This is a genomic window from Pseudomonas mohnii (assembly GCF_900105115.1).
GTDB classification, from domain to species: domain Bacteria; phylum Pseudomonadota; class Gammaproteobacteria; order Pseudomonadales; family Pseudomonadaceae; genus Aquipseudomonas; species Aquipseudomonas mohnii.
The window spans coordinates 1302763-1315758 of sequence record NZ_FNRV01000001.1 but is presented as its reverse complement, the minus strand read 5'-3'; the positions used below and the strand labels follow the sequence as shown (position 1 = coordinate 1315758).

The following is a 12996-nucleotide window of genomic DNA, read 5'->3' as shown; positions in this document are numbered from 1 at the left end:
ATCAGGCACCGTTCAGGTGGTGGAGGGGCGCAAAGGGAATGTCATCGTCGAAGCTGTCGTAGTCCGGCCCATTCGTTCCTTGTTGATTCTGTGCTGGGCGAGCGGCGGCCTGCTGCCGGGACTGTTGAGGCCTCGGCTGCTGCGCTGGCTGATTGGCGGCCTGAGGCGGCGAGCCGACGAACTTGATTAGGATGATCTTGCCCGTCAGCTTGAAGCCTTCGCCGCCATTGGTCTTGGCGTAGGTTTCGATATGGGCATCGTCCATGGTGAAGTAGATCTGCTGTCCCTTGAGCAGGTAAGGCGCCATGACCTCGGCCTGCTTACCCCAGAGGGTGGCGTCGACCCATTGAGTGGGGCGCTTGCCGTCCTGTCCTTTGCGACCGTAGTCGCAGGCCAGGGCCAGATTGATCACGGCGTCACCGCCCGGGGTATAGCGCAGCTCAGCATCACGACCAATGCGGCCGACGTCGGTAAGTGTTGGCATGGGCTTTCCTTAAGCGGCGATGCCGAGCACGCGATTCATGCGCTCGTCTAGGATTTCGTAGAAGGTTTTGACGCGCTCGCTCATCTTGCGAATCATCACCTCGTCACGGTAGGCGCGCTTCACGAACAGCTTCATGCCTGGCCAGTAACTGACGAAGTCGATCCACTCGCGATCCGACACCCACAGGCCGCCCTGGCACTGCGCGACATGCTCCTTGGGGATCTCGCCGGACAAGATCACTTCCACCTGAAACTTCGGCAGTTTGGTCTTGATCTCGCACAGGCCGTCTTCGCCGATCAGCGAGTCAGGCGAGTAGCCAATCCCGTGATTCAGGATGATGCCGACCTGCTCGGTGGTGACGTCGAGCTGCGACTGATACAGGCCGCGGGCGACGCCCTCGTATTCATGTCCGCGCTCGGTGTGGCGGTTTCCCTGGAACGGATCGGCAGCTTCGCCGGTGATGCGCTCGCCGATCAGCGTGTTCATGTAGGTGAATGCTCCGGCGCCGAAGCCTGCTTCGCCCTTACCATTGACCAGCAGAGTGTCCAGCTCCGAGCAGGTCACGATGCCCAGGCGCAGATCCAGCCACTCTTGAGTCCCTTGCTCTACGTTACTGATGATTTTCATTGTCTTTATCCTCGGCTGGTTTGCTGTTTTGGGTCGCTGATTTGGTGAGCATTGCGAGCACTTGGTCGAACAGAGATTTCTCAACCGATGCCGGGGTGCCGTGCATCTTTTTGAAGGCTTCTTTCGCCTTATCGCTGCACTTCTCCAGCAGCATGGCGAGTTGCGCGGCCTGGGCAGAAGTCACGCGCGGCGTCACCTGCGCGGCCGGGCCGTTGCCGTCGTCGTCTTCGCCGGTCGTGGTGATGTTGAGCAGCAGGCCTGCGGTGTAGCGCTTGCCGTAGCTGACGCTGGAGGCGACAGCTTGGACGCCGTTTTTGCTGCCCGACGTATCGACTGGCAGGACTATCGAGGTCACTTCCCGGTGCCCAGCGCGATGACTCAGAACGCCTTCGACTTCGATGCCTCGCTCGTTGCGCGGGGTGCGGAAGGTGAGGGCAAAGCCATACTTGGCCATCACTGGCTTGATCATCTCGTTGATGTCTTCCCAGAGCGCGTAGGTGCTCTGGATCCGGCCGTTCTTGTCCTTGATTCCGCCGCGTTCGCCGATCACCGGCATTTCTTCCTGCATCTGGGCCAGCGCATCGTCGTACTGCTGTTTGGCCTGCTGTGCCTGGAAGCGCTCATGCATCGCCATCAAGCGTTCCATCTTGTCGATGTCAGCGTCCGGCGACATGGCCACCTGCTGGATGATCGACATGATGGTTGCCGATTCGGTTTGAATGGCCGGCATGCGCTCGACCTGGTCTTTCACTGCAAGATTGCTCATCGCGACCTCAGTACTGAATGGAAATGGCGGGGATCTGGCGGCTGGCGATCAGTGTGATTGCTTGCTTCGCGCACTCTTCAGTCATGCCGCCTTTCACGAAGGCTTGAAGGGCTGCAAGGTTGATTGAGCGGCGATGCTCTTTGTCCTGCTCGCGCAGTCGTTCCTGTCGCAGGATTTCGTCGGCCGCTGCCTGTTGCCGGGCGATCTCGTCCAGTCGAGCCTGCTCTATGGCCTGCTTCTCCCGCTCCACAGCTGCCAGCCTGTCGCGCTCAGCCTTCTGCTCGGCCTCGATCTTTTCGCGCCTGGCTTGCTCGGCGAGGCGTTCAGACTCTGCGGCCTGAAGCTTCAGGTCGCTTTCGCGCTTCTCGGCTGCTGCCTTCTCATCACGGGCGCGCTGGGCTTCGGCGTCGCGCTCACGCTGGGCCTTTTCTTCCGCCTCGCGGGTGGCTCGCTCGGCAGCTTCTCGGGCAATGCGCTCTTCGTGATCCTTCTTATCGCGGTCTTCTTTTTCCTTTCGAAGGCGAGCCAGTTCAAGCTGCTCAGCTTCGTACTTCTGGCGAGCAGCAAGGGCGGCGCGAAGCACGCCCAGTGCTTTGTCCTTGGCGCGGGCAGCTTCCGGCTCGAACTCTTCCCAGTCGGCGCCCATGGCAACTGCTTCGAGATTTGTCATGCGGTCGGCCAGGTCTTCGGCGGTGATACCGTCCAGGTCCACGGCCAGCACCCGGATGCGTTCAATCGCATCGTTGTGCTTGTCGACCCTGGCGTCCTCAGCGGCCTGCCATTCGTTCAGCGGACGGCGAACCTCTTCCTGCCATGAGTCCAGAGTGTCGCGAACGCGCTTTCGCTCGGCGTCGATCTTCTTCGGGACTTCCTTCAGGTCGGCGACCAGCTTCTTGCCGACATCGTCCAGAGCGGTCTTGGTCCGGGCAACCTTGTAGGCCATAGAAGCGATCGCATCGCGACCCTTTCGGGTGCTGATATCAGGCGTGAAGCCGTCAATTTCGGTGCGGATCTTCTGTAGCCAGGGCTCAAGGCCCTTTTCAGTGCTGTAGACGGCAAGGGCGGTTTCTTGCGGCGGTACTACGGCCAGTTCGGTATTTGCGGACATGAGGAATCCTTGCCGCGATGCACGCAGCGTTTGAAGGTGTTGGGTTATTGAGTGAGCTGGGCGCAGTAAGAGCTGGCCAGCATCCAGGCAGTGAAGAACAGAAGGGCGATGGCAGAGCCACGCCAGAACCAGAAGCGCTTGGCGCGTTGGTAGGAGGTCATGGCGAGCACGCCGGTAAGCTGCTGTAGCAGTAGAACCGGCGATCCGAGCCGTCGTCGTAATTCACCTCGCCTTGGGCGCCGCAGCTGCATGTGGCAGTTTCAGGCTCATCCGGCTCTGGCTGATCGACCAGATGGCAGTTCGTGCCACCGCAGTGCGGGCATTCGGTATGGGGGAGCCGACTCATCGGACCCATCCACCGGATTCCGAACTGGCCGCAATTACCGCAAATCATGGTCATGGTCGTGGCCTCACGGCGATTCGCCCAGCCTTAACAGCTTCAACAAGCTTTGGCGGCAGCGCGGACACCGGCAATTCGCGGGGAAGGCCTGCGCCGATGACCGCTAGGCTGCGTTCGATCTCGTCGAGCTGCTCGTCGATCAGGGTTTTGACTGGTGGTGTGGTCATGCTGCTACCTCTTGCTTGATCGATGCGTTGTAGTCGGCGTAGATCTGATCAATGCGCGCCCGGTAACAGCGATGCTCCTCCTCACTGATTGCGTGGAGCAGGAAGGCGAGGGTGATGGCTGAAGTCGCTGCAGCGCTGGCGTTCGGCTTGCCGAGGTCGCGGATCATGTTGTTAATTTCACCCTCGATCCAGGTGACGGCTGTCTGATGGTCTTGCTGTCGCTGGCTCATGCTGCCCACCTACGCCGGCGCTGGTTCGCGTCGATCTCAATCCACAGGGCGGTTTCGATCTGCGGCCCGTACTGCTTGGCCAGTAGAGGCAGCAGGTGCCGTTCGACATCCATTCGGGCGCCGTCTTCGTCGTAGCAGATGCCTGATACCAACTTGAACTCCAGTTCCCGGGAGCCCTGCGCATCCCAGTCGCTGTCCCAACTGCTCGGGCAGGGCGGCGTGTTCTCGCAGTGGGTTACCTCCACCTGGAGGACAAAGCCTTCAACAATCACTTCGTAATTCATGGTCGCCTCCAGAGTGGCGGTGTTGATCCAACAAAACACGGCTGCACTCATCCATTCCGCTGGTTGCCGTTGGGCGCGGAGGGGAGTGCATGCGGGTGGTGTCGGGGGAGGGTGGGTGCAGATGGCCGGGCGCGATTCCGGCGAGAGCGGACCCTTTCGGGACGACCGCTCGGAGGGGCAACCAGCATTATCTGGCGCCGTATTAACCTGCGTTTCTCCAGGGCCGCCGAAGCGTTCAACCCAGCTTTCAACGCCGCATCTGCTTGCCGGTCACGTCTCCGGCGCCGAGTTCCACGGCCGTATTCAGTTCGCCAGCGCTCGATAACAACCGATTCTGGGATGACGCAGGTGGGCGGTTATAGGCCGCAGTTTCGTCCGCATCGGGGTGTGATCTGGCAGGAGCCAATCCCTGCATCGACCCGTGTTCATTCCTCCGAATCTCGCTGGATGGAAGCTGTGCTGCTTGGCGGCAGGATTCAGATCACACCCCGATGCGCTCTCATAGAGAGGATCGGGCAGTTAACGACAGGCTGTCGTGCAGTGATTCTGTGTCCGAAGTAGGTCGGACCGGCATGCAAGGCCATTACGCCATTCACCCACCTATCGGGCACTGTCACCCCTTCATGACGCGTTCGGGGCTTTACGCGGCGATCCAGACTTATTTGAAAAGATTCCAGGGTCGCATCTCTCTTTTTTCGTTGGCTTTCGCCTAATTCGTGCGGTGCATCAGTGAGAGGATCAGGGCCTTCTCATAGCCCGGAACGTCACAGTTGCAGGCGGTCGGGTTGATGCAGTCAAACTTCACTGCGACGCGGGCCTTACGAAATTGCTTGCGATTCATGGTCTTGCCCTCCGGTTGATTTCCAATGCCGCCTCATCGAAGCGGCATCAGTAAATCTGTGGGTGTTGCTCAGCAAACCTGCGAGCCGATATATCGCGCAAGGAAGCATGCTGTGCTGCGTACTGTTCCCCGGACTCAAACGCCGTCTGGCGCCAGGGTACGTCTTCAGGTTGTTAAAGAGCGGCAGGCCTCTCGGCCCTTCGCAGTGGCTGTGTGTCGCTGCGATGGGTGCAAATCTACAACCTGCAGTTACAGAGTGCAAGCTATTGGTTGTAGATATTTTTCTTAAAAGTTGTAATTTCACGGAATTCAGTAATCTATGGTTGTTTTTTCACGCATAAAAAAGCCCGCGCTAGGCGGGCTGTTTGGGTTCGTTAGCAAATCACGATTTTTTCTTGGTCTTTTTTTCTAGGTTGGAAATGCAGGCCAAGAAAAAGGTGTTCTGAAAATCAACGACGGCACGCTGCTGCATCGGCTCAGTCGAATACTGAGGGGTCTCATACGCATTTTTGGCGAGCATTTTATACATAGCCTCCAAGTAGTCGTCATGAGTGTCCTCTGCAACTTTCCATATTTTTGACATCGGAGCGCCAGCCTGGCGCGCCCGCATTACTAGCTCTGCTGAGCTTTCCAGGCGCTTACAGTCATCCATGCCTTCACTTGCCGATGCGGCGATGGCGACAATAGAGGTGAGGCTTAGGCCTGTTGCAAGGCTAAGCAAGGCGACCTTTATCTGTTTGGCTTTCAAAGGCAAAGCGTTTCCCTCCTAAGTTGAAACGCAATTTTATCATGGCTCACTGCCATCATGGCTGCGCGAAACAAAAAGCCCGCGCTCGGCGGGCTTCAGCCATTCGCTTTGATCAATCGTCTTTCGGCACTACCCACGAGATCTCGACGCTGCCGTCGTCCAGGCGCTCCAGGGTCACGCCCTCCGCATCGCCGATCTCAGCTTCTGGGCGGCAGGTGAATTGATGATCTTCTGGATGCGCAGGCCTATCAGTTCGCAATCCGTGGGCTGGGCATGGGTTGCCATGCCGGAAATCGGTAATGATATTTTTACCTTGCTTGATCTGGGTCAATGTAAATCACTAACGGCGGGGGGCTATCTGGCCGTGACTCCTGTCCAGTGAGACAATTTTTTTGCATACCATCGCCGAGCTCGAGCAATTATGAAAAACACCGCTATGGCCGAGTGGCGCCTGATGCTGTCGCGCCCATTGAATGGCGATATCGAGAAACGCTACGACGAACTGATCAGCGTTGCAGATAATCTACTGGCCCGTGGGATCATTGACTGCTCCGAGTGGCGAGAGCTGGTGCGGACAGCCGGAAGCTATCTTGTTGGGAGTCCAGGGCACAAATATCATTGAGGCAGGGCAGTCAGGCAGCCAAGGTCACGAATCTGTATCGCAAGCAAAGAAAAGCCCGCACATCGGCGGGCTTCAGTCATTCGTTTTGATCAATCGTCTTTCGGCACGGTCCAGAAAACCTGGACGCCTCCATCATCCTGGTGAGCGATGGTCACGTTGTCCGCTTCATCAATCGCCTCGAGCAACTGCTCCCAATCATCCTGCAGCTCGTCCGGGGCTTTATAGATGACCGCTCGCTTTGCAGTCTGCGCACCAGTCGAATTGATGATCTTCTGCACACGCATGCCCATCAGATCGTAGGAGGAGGGCGGAGTAGGAGGGGTAGGTTCTTTCTTTGCCTTTGCCATGATGGATCTCTGATTTACTGTATGAATAAACAGTATTTTATCCATCGCTAAAAGGCAATACGGAAGGAGTACTTTTGTACTCTTTTGGGTCGTGGGCTTCGACTAGCTTCAGGTCGACCGAAAATCAGCAGGCCGTTGCGTTATGTGCAGGTCGATGCCGGCAAGAGGGGCGGGAGGGCGGAAACAAAAAGCCCGGCGCCGTTGCGCTTCATACCGTATGTCCGGACCACTGAATTTCCCGAAGTCTTCTGAGCTCTACCAAAAAAATTTCGGAGTAGGCCATGTACGATGACGCGAAAGCACAGGCGCTTTACGCCTGGCATGAGTTACTGACGAACCCAGAAGACCAGATGAATGCGCAGGAGCAGTACGACGAATTGCTTCGGCTCGCTGACAATTTTCGGGAGAAGCGGATTATTGATCCAGAAGAGCGCAAGACCTTGATAGGGGTGGCGACGCTATCCTATGCGCGCGCGGTGGAAGGCACGATCTGTGAGGGATAGAGCTTGATAGCTTTTGCAGTTGGTAGTGCAGTGTCAAAAGCTAGAGGACTTCCGAGTGATAACCATCTCTTCCAGGATCTCCCGTACAAGCCTGTTGATTCCAGCCGCCCCGTGATATTGGAGACGGTCGACGTTTATGACAGTAAATTGCTGTGAGGATGGTCCTGTCAACGCCACCGCCAGCGTGCCATCTGGATTTATCGAGCAGGAGACAGTGCAGTTCGGTAGTCGATCCGAGAGTATCACTTCGATTTGTTGCTTGGTCATGGTATCCATGGGATGCCACCATTTTAAATAGAGCCCGAGCGGTAGCTGCTGCGAGCCACCGGCCTACTGAGCAAATAAAAAAGCCCGCGTAAGCGGGCTGTCTTTTTCACCGAGAGCCGCTCCTTCAGCTAATTTTTAGCTTAGTCGGAGCTTTCATGGTTTCAAGTCGGGAACGAAAGGCCCGGCACTTGACTGGGCTCTTGATGCACGGGGCCAAATCCCTTTGGCTGCCCGCATTGTGCGGGATAGCTGTGACGAAGGCGTGACAGGGCGGATACGAAAAAAGCCGTCCAGATGTACGGGCCGGATGAAATCAATGGAGCATAGGGGAAAAGAGCGCCCTGGCCATCTCGCCCATCTCGGCTTCTTTGATGCCAATCGCGCATTCGTAGGCGCAGATCATGAGCTGCAGCAGCTCAAAGTCTGAAATCTTCGCAAGATCATCTTTCAGGTTGGGGTGCTGGCTGAGCAGCAGCGCTCGCATCTCTTCTGCGTTTTTCGGCTTGTCCATGCGTAATCCCTCCATCGCTCAACCCGATTTTAGTCCATGGGAACATGGAAGAGTGGCCGCTGATCGCCAGGTTATGGGAGGGAGGTGGTGCCAGATACGAAAAGCCCGGCGCTGGGCCGGGCTTTTTACTTGGAGGTGGTTGGTTGTGGAGCAACCAAAGCCTTCTGCTGCGCTTGAATTTGCTCGAGCAGCTGCCGGGTTTCTAATGACTGCTGCTTAGCCTCTTGCACAAGCGCAGAAGTTTCGCGCCCAGAGTCAAAGGCAGTAAAGGACAGGCCAACAACAGCGATGATGGTGCCAACCATAACTGCTGTCGCCGACCAGATATTCGTCTTCATGCCTTTCAAAGGCTGAATCTCAAGCCGAAAGTCACTCACAGCCTGGCGCATATCGCTTTGAAAATCTGCGATGCGACGATCCATCCGCGCTTCTACGGCGGATAATTTTGCATCGAGTTCTTCGCGGGATATGTCATTCATTGTGCCAGTATCCTCCACGGGATCAGCTTTGTCATGATGCCCTCCAATCAAGGGCCATATCGTGCGAAATGCCCCGTCAGCCAGAACGGCGTCTCGGAGCTCAGGGTCGCTTTTGGCTTGCGCGATCACAATGGAGAAGGTAGCAAGATTAGCTTGCGCGCGCTGATCGGGCTTCATCATGGTTAGCGACCCGTCTTGCCCTTAGCCAAGTCCAGTATAGCTTCGGCCATTCGCACGGCTTCGGACGAATCAATAGTGATGTTCGCAAAGGTATGCTGGATCGTGCTAACGATACTGTTGCCTCGCGTCGATCCGTCAGAAAGCTCGACAGCATCCCTTCCGAACTGAAGAACCAGTCGCTGACCTTCTGGCGTCCCCATAGCCATGACAAATACAGCGGTACAGTGTTCATTAATGTGATTTGCCGTCCTCTTCACCACTGGCGATTGGGGTGGCACATCGTTGCGCTCGTATTCTCTGGTCATCTCACTTCCCTTATGATTGAAAACTGCCCTAAAAATCTCCACCAGCCCACCTACCCAGCCTTCCCCCGCACAATCCTTCCCGCCATCACCTCATCCGCTAGCGCCGACAGCCGATCTCCCGCATAAAGCCCGCTGATCAGCATCATCAGTGCCAGGGTATCGGCATGCTCAAGAGCGGCGGCAGCGTCTTTCAGGTCGCGCTTTAGTTCTTGTTTTGGATTGTTGAGCGGCATGGCGTCCTATCACTTATTCAGATCTCGAAGCGCTGCAATGGCTTCAAGCAATCGTTTGTGCTGCGCCAATACTTGGTCGGCCAGTGCCGGCCGTCCCGCCTCTCTAAAAATCAATTCCTGCTCAAGCATCTTTTCGGCCTGAGCCTCCAGATCCTTCGCCAAGACCTCGGCCTGGAATTTCACCGAGTGACCCATGGCTACCTCCTGTAAGTTGTCGTTACGCAGTTCCTAGCGCGCCAAAATCTCATTTCGCCGCCGCTGGTACTCTTCAGGAGGCAGCTTCTGCCCATTGAGCAGCAACAGCTCTGATTCTTGGTACTCCCGCTCCGTCATCGGCATGTTGCCCTGCGGGAGGATGGGAGGTTCAGGCTTGTGAGTACTGCAGCCTAAAAGCAGCGCCAGCATCGATAGAGCTATTGTCTTTTTCATACCTATCCTTGGAATTAATGGAGCTCCGTGTTTTACAAAACCGCCACGCCCATTCAGGCTTGGCTCGCGCAATCTTTCCCCAACTCAAGCTCGGCTTTCACCCCGATGCAGCAATTCTCAGCGCTATCGCAACCTCAAGAAGCTTCTGCACCTGAACCAAGACAGTATTAGACAGATCTTCATTTCCGGCTTCTTTGAGGCTGTCCATTACGTCCAGCAGTCGCTCCGCCTCGACCTCAATGGCACGGACGGATTCGCCTATGTGGTATTGAAGCGAGTGCGCCATCTTGATAGGCCCTTGATTAAATCACCTGCTTCTCACCGCTGTTCCAGTTATTCAGCCTTCACCCTGGTAACAAGCCCTATTTGTACCTCTGCGGCATAAGCCACCAGCTTGTCCTCGGCATCCGGAAAGCTCGCCACTATCTTGAGCAGCTCCCGCGCCTCAGCCTCAAGCCCCGACTCGGATAACCGTACAGTCATCCCCGTCAGGTCGACCCCTGACCACTTGAGCAGGGCAGCGACTTCTTTCAGATCACGGCGTAACTGTTGGTTGGGCTTGGTGAGGGGCATAACTTCCTCGCTGGATTTTTTACAGGCTGATCAGCGGCACTACCAAAGTACGGACGACCAGAAAACCCTGCCTTTGATGTGAATGTTCCGCTCGGCCATCTCTTGCGCCGTGTACTCCTCATCAGGGTGCTCGTCCCGATTGAAGCTGCGCATACGGACGCCTCCACCTGGCAGACGGTAGAGGGTTTTTACCCGGAGCTGGCCGTCGTGATCGATGGCATACATCTTTCCGTCCACAACACTTGTGCTGCCCTGGTCAACACCCACGGTGCTTTTGTCCGGCAGCACAGGCTCCATGCTGTTCCCGCTTACAGTTACACATACAGCCTCGCTCGGCTGTACGCCTTGGCGTCGCAGGGTCAGCTTTCCAAAGCGCAGTTTCTGCTTGTGGGATTGCTCAACGACGGTCTTCCCGCTCCCTGCCGACAGCTCCACTTCCTTAAGGAACGGCACGTAAACCTCATCATCGTCCAGCGGGGTGTCGTCATCCCATACGTCAATTGAGCCGATCATTGTGGCGTTCGATTCAATCTTGCGCTGAGCCTCAGCTGCAGCCTCGCCAGTGACCAAAAAACCGACCGAAGTCGAAAGGGCGCCTGCTATTTCGTCGAGCCTCCGTCCTCGCGGAACCGAAGCCTCCGACTCCCATTTCTGGATTGCTTGAGGCGACAAGCCAAGGCGGCGAGCCAGCTCAGACTGACTCAACCCTGATTGCTCTCGTTTTTGCGCTATGCGCTTACCTAATGTGCTCATAGCTCAATGATGCAACCGGTAGTTGTAATTTTCACTGTGAATGTAAGTTGTAAGTTGGCTTATCATACGATAACCTCTGGTTGTAATTGTAACTTTGAGGTTCAAAATGGAAGAGCTACTTATCGAAGACCTGCCTATCTGCAGGGCGGCTAAAGCCGCTGGCGGGCAGTCCGCCCTAGCTCGCCTCCTCAAGGTCACTCCTCAGGCGGTGCAGAAAATGTGCGCCTCCGGGCGTGTCCCTGCCGAGCGAGTTCTCGAAATCGAAAAAGCCACCGGCGTGTCGCGCCACGAGCTGCGGCCGGATCTCTATCCGACTGAATCACTTTCCGCCGCCTAACCCACAACCCGCTGCGAACTGAGTGATGCAGTCGCCCGCTCAAACCCTCGCAGCTCTTCACGACCAAGCCGACCCCGTAACGGACCGGCAACCCTCTCAAACGCAGGCCAAAGCCTGAGTTGAGACGACAAGGGAAGGGTGGAAGCCAGTGCGACTACCAAGCAGCAAAGGGCGGCTACCTCGCCTTGTAGTTCGGAAGAGTCGGTCATGGATGCGTCCTTGATCATTTCGGTGATGGCATTTTGGCCGTATCAGCACAAAGGAAAAACTAGGACATGAAAACGCTCGTACTAGAGACCCGTCGCCAAGTGATGGCTGCCGTATCCACCGCCTTCCCAGGCGGCATGGACTGCGCTGCCGCTCGCCTGGGCATCAAGGACAAACGCCTCGAAAACCAGATCTACGAGACGGCGGGTTGCAAGCCTTTGAGCGACACCGAAATCTTCGTCCTGGAAAGCGAAACCAAAACCGAACACCTGCCCAACTACATCTGCGCCATGTACGGCGGTGTGTTCGTTCGACTGCCCGAGGCAGGCCAGCTGGATAACGTCGACCTGTACCAGCGCTCACTGAATGCCTCGGCACAGCGCGGCGCCCTGGATCAGATGGTGGCGACTGCACTGGAAGACGGCGAGATCGATGCCGCAGAAGCCAAGAAGATCCGCGCCCTGCATGCCAAGTACATGTCGGCCAGCCTCGAGGCTGTAGCTGCGGTGATAGAGCTGCACAAGGCCGGGTAAGTAATCGCAACACATCGGCGGGGGCCGAAGAGCAACACGGGCGTAGCCGGCAGTTAAGCCGCTCGCACCAGGACGACCATCAGGGGAAAGGAAATGGACAGCAAGACAACAGGACGCTTGAGGACATTGAACGCTGAGGGCAGAAGCCCTGCCGACGGGATTAGTTGCGCCTGCGGAAAAGCAATCGACTGAATTTCAGACATGAAAAAGCCGGGGTAGTGACCCGGCTTATTCGCACAACGTGATGAGGTAAGCATGAACAACCAAATTTCCCACGTCAATACTCCAGCCAATGTCGCGACACGTTTTGTTAATTCTGAAAACGTGTCGCGTACCACGATGTCCTCACTCGAGATCGCCAATGTCACCGGCAAGCGTCACGACAACGTGAAGCGCGACATCGTGGCAATGCTGAAAGACCTGAAAGTAGATGTACTCAGTTTTGAGGACATCTATCTGGATGGTCGCAACCGTGAGCAGGTGCAGTATTTGCTCGACCGCGAGCACACCGACTGCCTACTCACCGGCTACAGCGCTCCGATGCGCATGAAGGTGATTCGCCGCTGGCGCGAACTGGAACAGCAACAGGGCGCGCGCGCGCAGGTCTTGCTCAATGGCACGAAGGTCGTCGGTGAACTGGCAATCATGGAGTGCTTCACGCGCCTCCTAAAGCCTGCACCATCCAGCCAAATGCTGATGCTCACGAAGATCGCCCAGAACAACGGGCTTGATCCGAAGTTCCTGCCTGGCTACGCCGTCGATGCCGCACCAGACGCCACCGGTGGCAGCTCCATGCCCACTAAGGCCATTACTGCCCTGATCAAAGATCACGGCATCGCCAGCACAGCGGCCGCCTTCAATCGCGCACTGGCCGCCAAGGGCTTCCTCAGGCAGCTCCCGCGCAAGAACTCCAAGCAGGAAACGGTCAACTTCTGGTGCGTGACCGACAAGGGCATGACCTACGGCAAGAACCTCATCAACCCTCAATCCCCTCGCGAGACGCAGCCTCACTGGTACGTCGATCGCTTCCTCGAACTGGCCGCACTGGTCGGGAAGGCCTGA

23 protein-coding genes and 1 pseudogene are annotated in these 12996 nt (G+C 56.8%); 5 read left to right on the top strand and 19 right to left on the bottom strand.

Going from position 1 to position 12996, the window contains the following annotated elements:
• Window position 1: 1 nt before the first annotated feature.
• From ssb to BLV61_RS30800, 10 genes and pseudogenes are all read right to left on the bottom strand, one after another.
• Window positions 2-484 (bottom strand): single-stranded DNA-binding protein, encoded by a 483-nt coding sequence (gene ssb, locus BLV61_RS06115; protein ID WP_090463550.1) that lies wholly within the window; start codon window positions 482-484, stop codon window positions 2-4.
• Window positions 485-493: 9 nt separating this feature from the next.
• Complete coding sequence (locus BLV61_RS06110) at window positions 494-1111, bottom strand: lambda exonuclease family protein (protein WP_090463547.1); 618 nt, start codon at window positions 1109-1111, stop codon at window positions 494-496.
• The gene (locus BLV61_RS06105; RefSeq protein WP_090463544.1) at window positions 1095-1877 is read right to left on the bottom strand and encodes an ERF family protein; all 783 of its coding nucleotides are present in this window, start codon (window positions 1875-1877) and stop codon (window positions 1095-1097) included. The genes BLV61_RS06110 and BLV61_RS06105 overlap by 17 nt, the downstream gene beginning before the upstream one ends.
• Window positions 1878-1884: 7 nt before the next feature.
• Window positions 1885-2985, bottom strand: coding sequence for a V-type ATP synthase subunit I domain-containing protein (locus tag BLV61_RS06100; protein ID WP_090463540.1), 1101 nt, complete (start codon window positions 2983-2985; stop codon window positions 1885-1887).
• 396 nt (window positions 2986-3381) lie between these two features.
• Complete coding sequence (locus BLV61_RS31270) at window positions 3382-3552, bottom strand: hypothetical protein (RefSeq protein WP_167361783.1); 171 nt, start codon at window positions 3550-3552, stop codon at window positions 3382-3384.
• Window positions 3549-3782: a hypothetical protein gene (locus BLV61_RS06095; RefSeq protein ID WP_090463538.1), complete on the bottom strand. Its 234-nt coding sequence runs from the start codon at window positions 3780-3782 to the stop codon at window positions 3549-3551. Before BLV61_RS06095 ends, BLV61_RS31270 begins: the two co-directional genes overlap by 4 nt.
• Window positions 3779-4066 (bottom strand): hypothetical protein, encoded by a 288-nt coding sequence (locus BLV61_RS06090; RefSeq protein WP_090463535.1) that lies wholly within the window; start codon window positions 4064-4066, stop codon window positions 3779-3781. Before BLV61_RS06090 ends, BLV61_RS06095 begins: the two co-directional genes overlap by 4 nt.
• 709 nt (window positions 4067-4775) lie before the next feature.
• The gene (locus BLV61_RS31850; RefSeq protein WP_279627439.1) at window positions 4776-4907 is read right to left on the bottom strand and encodes a hypothetical protein; all 132 of its coding nucleotides are present in this window, start codon (window positions 4905-4907) and stop codon (window positions 4776-4778) included.
• A gap of 382 nt (window positions 4908-5289) precedes the next feature.
• Window positions 5290-5661 (bottom strand): hypothetical protein, encoded by a 372-nt coding sequence (locus tag BLV61_RS06085; RefSeq protein ID WP_090463532.1) that lies wholly within the window; start codon window positions 5659-5661, stop codon window positions 5290-5292.
• 106 nt (window positions 5662-5767) lie between these two features.
• Window positions 5768-5940, bottom strand: a pseudogene (locus BLV61_RS30800) (DUF1654 domain-containing protein).
• 136 nt (window positions 5941-6076) lie between these two features.
• Here BLV61_RS30800 and BLV61_RS06080 point away from each other — a divergent pair.
• On the top strand, window positions 6077-6277 hold the full coding sequence (locus BLV61_RS06080; protein ID WP_090463528.1) for a hypothetical protein: 201 nt from the start codon (window positions 6077-6079) through the stop codon (window positions 6275-6277).
• Between the two features lie 89 nt (window positions 6278-6366).
• On the opposite strand, the gene BLV61_RS06075 is transcribed toward BLV61_RS06080, so the two are convergent.
• Window positions 6367-6624: a DUF1654 domain-containing protein gene (locus BLV61_RS06075; RefSeq protein WP_090469791.1), complete on the bottom strand. Its 258-nt coding sequence runs from the start codon at window positions 6622-6624 to the stop codon at window positions 6367-6369.
• A gap of 281 nt (window positions 6625-6905) precedes the next feature.
• Between BLV61_RS06075 and BLV61_RS06070 the strand changes: the two genes are divergently transcribed.
• A complete protein-coding gene (locus BLV61_RS06070) occupies window positions 6906-7127 on the top strand; it encodes a hypothetical protein (protein WP_090463525.1) in 222 nt (73 codons plus the stop codon).
• Window positions 7128-7160: 33 nt separating this feature from the next.
• On the opposite strand, the gene BLV61_RS06065 is transcribed toward BLV61_RS06070, so the two are convergent.
• The 8 genes from BLV61_RS06065 to BLV61_RS06020 all read right to left on the bottom strand — a co-directional run bounded on the left by BLV61_RS06065 (window position 7161) and on the right by BLV61_RS06020 (window position 10857).
• Window positions 7161-7403 (bottom strand): hypothetical protein, encoded by a 243-nt coding sequence (locus BLV61_RS06065; protein ID WP_090463522.1) that lies wholly within the window; start codon window positions 7401-7403, stop codon window positions 7161-7163.
• Window positions 7404-7707: 304 nt separating this feature from the next.
• Window positions 7708-7905 carry a hypothetical protein gene (locus BLV61_RS06060; RefSeq protein WP_090463519.1) on the bottom strand — a complete coding sequence of 66 codons (198 nt, stop codon included), beginning with the start codon at window positions 7903-7905 and terminating at the stop codon, window positions 7708-7710.
• Window positions 7906-8030: 125 nt separating this feature from the next.
• Complete coding sequence (locus BLV61_RS06055) at window positions 8031-8564, bottom strand: hypothetical protein (protein WP_090463516.1); 534 nt, start codon at window positions 8562-8564, stop codon at window positions 8031-8033.
• Window positions 8565-8919: 355 nt separating this feature from the next.
• On the bottom strand, window positions 8920-9102 hold the full coding sequence (locus BLV61_RS06045) for a hypothetical protein (protein ID WP_090463510.1): 183 nt from the start codon (window positions 9100-9102) through the stop codon (window positions 8920-8922).
• Between the two features lie 9 nt (window positions 9103-9111).
• The gene (locus BLV61_RS06040; RefSeq protein ID WP_090463507.1) at window positions 9112-9297 is read right to left on the bottom strand and encodes a hypothetical protein; all 186 of its coding nucleotides are present in this window, start codon (window positions 9295-9297) and stop codon (window positions 9112-9114) included.
• A gap of 33 nt (window positions 9298-9330) precedes the next feature.
• Window positions 9331-9531, bottom strand: a complete 201-nt coding sequence (locus BLV61_RS06035) for a hypothetical protein (protein WP_090463504.1) — start codon at window positions 9529-9531, stop codon at window positions 9331-9333.
• Between the two features lie 333 nt (window positions 9532-9864).
• A complete protein-coding gene (locus BLV61_RS06025) occupies window positions 9865-10104 on the bottom strand; it encodes a hypothetical protein (RefSeq protein WP_090463498.1) in 240 nt (79 codons plus the stop codon).
• 39 nt (window positions 10105-10143) lie between these two features.
• Window positions 10144-10857: an XRE family transcriptional regulator gene (locus BLV61_RS06020; RefSeq protein WP_090463495.1), complete on the bottom strand. Its 714-nt coding sequence runs from the start codon at window positions 10855-10857 to the stop codon at window positions 10144-10146.
• Between the two features lie 106 nt (window positions 10858-10963).
• Here BLV61_RS06020 and BLV61_RS06015 point away from each other — a divergent pair, with 106 nt between their 5' ends.
• The 3 genes from BLV61_RS06015 to BLV61_RS06000 all read left to right on the top strand — a co-directional run bounded on the left by BLV61_RS06015 (window position 10964) and on the right by BLV61_RS06000 (window position 12996).
• Complete coding sequence (locus tag BLV61_RS06015) at window positions 10964-11194, top strand: transcriptional regulator (protein WP_090463492.1); 231 nt, start codon at window positions 10964-10966, stop codon at window positions 11192-11194.
• Window positions 11195-11469: 275 nt separating this feature from the next.
• Entirely contained in the window at window positions 11470-11934 is a 465-nt protein-coding gene (locus tag BLV61_RS06010; RefSeq protein WP_090463489.1) for a YmfL family putative regulatory protein, read from the top strand.
• A gap of 339 nt (window positions 11935-12273) precedes the next feature.
• On the top strand, window positions 12274-12996 hold the full coding sequence (locus BLV61_RS06000) for a Rha family transcriptional regulator (RefSeq protein ID WP_090469787.1): 723 nt from the start codon (window positions 12274-12276) through the stop codon (window positions 12994-12996).

What these genes read in the sequence shown, in the direction of transcription:
- BLV61_RS06090 (WP_090463535.1), bottom strand. Translation starts at nt 4,066, where the DNA reads ATGAATTACGAAGTGATTGTTGAAGGCTTTGTCCTCCAGGTGGAGGTA.
- BLV61_RS06080 (WP_090463528.1), top strand. Translation starts at nt 6,077, where the DNA reads ATGAAAAACACCGCTATGGCCGAGTGGCGCCTGATGCTGTCGCGCCCA.
- BLV61_RS06075 (WP_090469791.1), bottom strand. Translation starts at nt 6,624, where the DNA reads ATGGCAAAGGCAAAGAAAGAACCTACCCCTCCTACTCCGCCCTCCTCC.
- BLV61_RS06025 (WP_090463498.1), bottom strand. Translation starts at nt 10,104, where the DNA reads ATGCCCCTCACCAAGCCCAACCAACAGTTACGCCGTGATCTGAAAGAA.
- BLV61_RS06055 (WP_090463516.1), bottom strand. Translation starts at nt 8,564, where the DNA reads ATGATGAAGCCCGATCAGCGCGCGCAAGCTAATCTTGCTACCTTCTCC.
- BLV61_RS06015 (WP_090463492.1), top strand. Translation starts at nt 10,964, where the DNA reads ATGGAAGAGCTACTTATCGAAGACCTGCCTATCTGCAGGGCGGCTAAA.
- BLV61_RS06000 (WP_090469787.1), top strand. Translation starts at nt 12,274, where the DNA reads ATGTCCTCACTCGAGATCGCCAATGTCACCGGCAAGCGTCACGACAAC.
- BLV61_RS06010 (WP_090463489.1), top strand. Translation starts at nt 11,470, where the DNA reads ATGAAAACGCTCGTACTAGAGACCCGTCGCCAAGTGATGGCTGCCGTA.
- BLV61_RS06020 (WP_090463495.1), bottom strand. Translation starts at nt 10,857, where the DNA reads ATGAGCACATTAGGTAAGCGCATAGCGCAAAAACGAGAGCAATCAGGG.
- BLV61_RS06035 (WP_090463504.1), bottom strand. Translation starts at nt 9,531, where the DNA reads ATGAAAAAGACAATAGCTCTATCGATGCTGGCGCTGCTTTTAGGCTGC.
- BLV61_RS06070 (WP_090463525.1), top strand. Translation starts at nt 6,906, where the DNA reads ATGTACGATGACGCGAAAGCACAGGCGCTTTACGCCTGGCATGAGTTA.
- BLV61_RS06105 (WP_090463544.1), bottom strand. Translation starts at nt 1,877, where the DNA reads ATGAGCAATCTTGCAGTGAAAGACCAGGTCGAGCGCATGCCGGCCATT.
- BLV61_RS31270 (WP_167361783.1), bottom strand. Translation starts at nt 3,552, where the DNA reads ATGACCACACCACCAGTCAAAACCCTGATCGACGAGCAGCTCGACGAG.
- BLV61_RS06100 (WP_090463540.1), bottom strand. Translation starts at nt 2,985, where the DNA reads ATGTCCGCAAATACCGAACTGGCCGTAGTACCGCCGCAAGAAACCGCC.
- BLV61_RS06060 (WP_090463519.1), bottom strand. Translation starts at nt 7,905, where the DNA reads ATGGACAAGCCGAAAAACGCAGAAGAGATGCGAGCGCTGCTGCTCAGC.
- BLV61_RS06045 (WP_090463510.1), bottom strand. Translation starts at nt 9,102, where the DNA reads ATGCCGCTCAACAATCCAAAACAAGAACTAAAGCGCGACCTGAAAGAC.
- ssb (WP_090463550.1), bottom strand. Translation starts at nt 484, where the DNA reads ATGCCAACACTTACCGACGTCGGCCGCATTGGTCGTGATGCTGAGCTG.
- BLV61_RS06110 (WP_090463547.1), bottom strand. Translation starts at nt 1,111, where the DNA reads ATGAAAATCATCAGTAACGTAGAGCAAGGGACTCAAGAGTGGCTGGAT.
- BLV61_RS31850 (WP_279627439.1), bottom strand. Translation starts at nt 4,907, where the DNA reads ATGAATCGCAAGCAATTTCGTAAGGCCCGCGTCGCAGTGAAGTTTGAC.
- BLV61_RS06065 (WP_090463522.1), bottom strand. Translation starts at nt 7,403, where the DNA reads ATGGATACCATGACCAAGCAACAAATCGAAGTGATACTCTCGGATCGA.
- BLV61_RS06095 (WP_090463538.1), bottom strand. Translation starts at nt 3,782, where the DNA reads ATGAGCCAGCGACAGCAAGACCATCAGACAGCCGTCACCTGGATCGAG.
- BLV61_RS06040 (WP_090463507.1), bottom strand. Translation starts at nt 9,297, where the DNA reads ATGGGTCACTCGGTGAAATTCCAGGCCGAGGTCTTGGCGAAGGATCTG.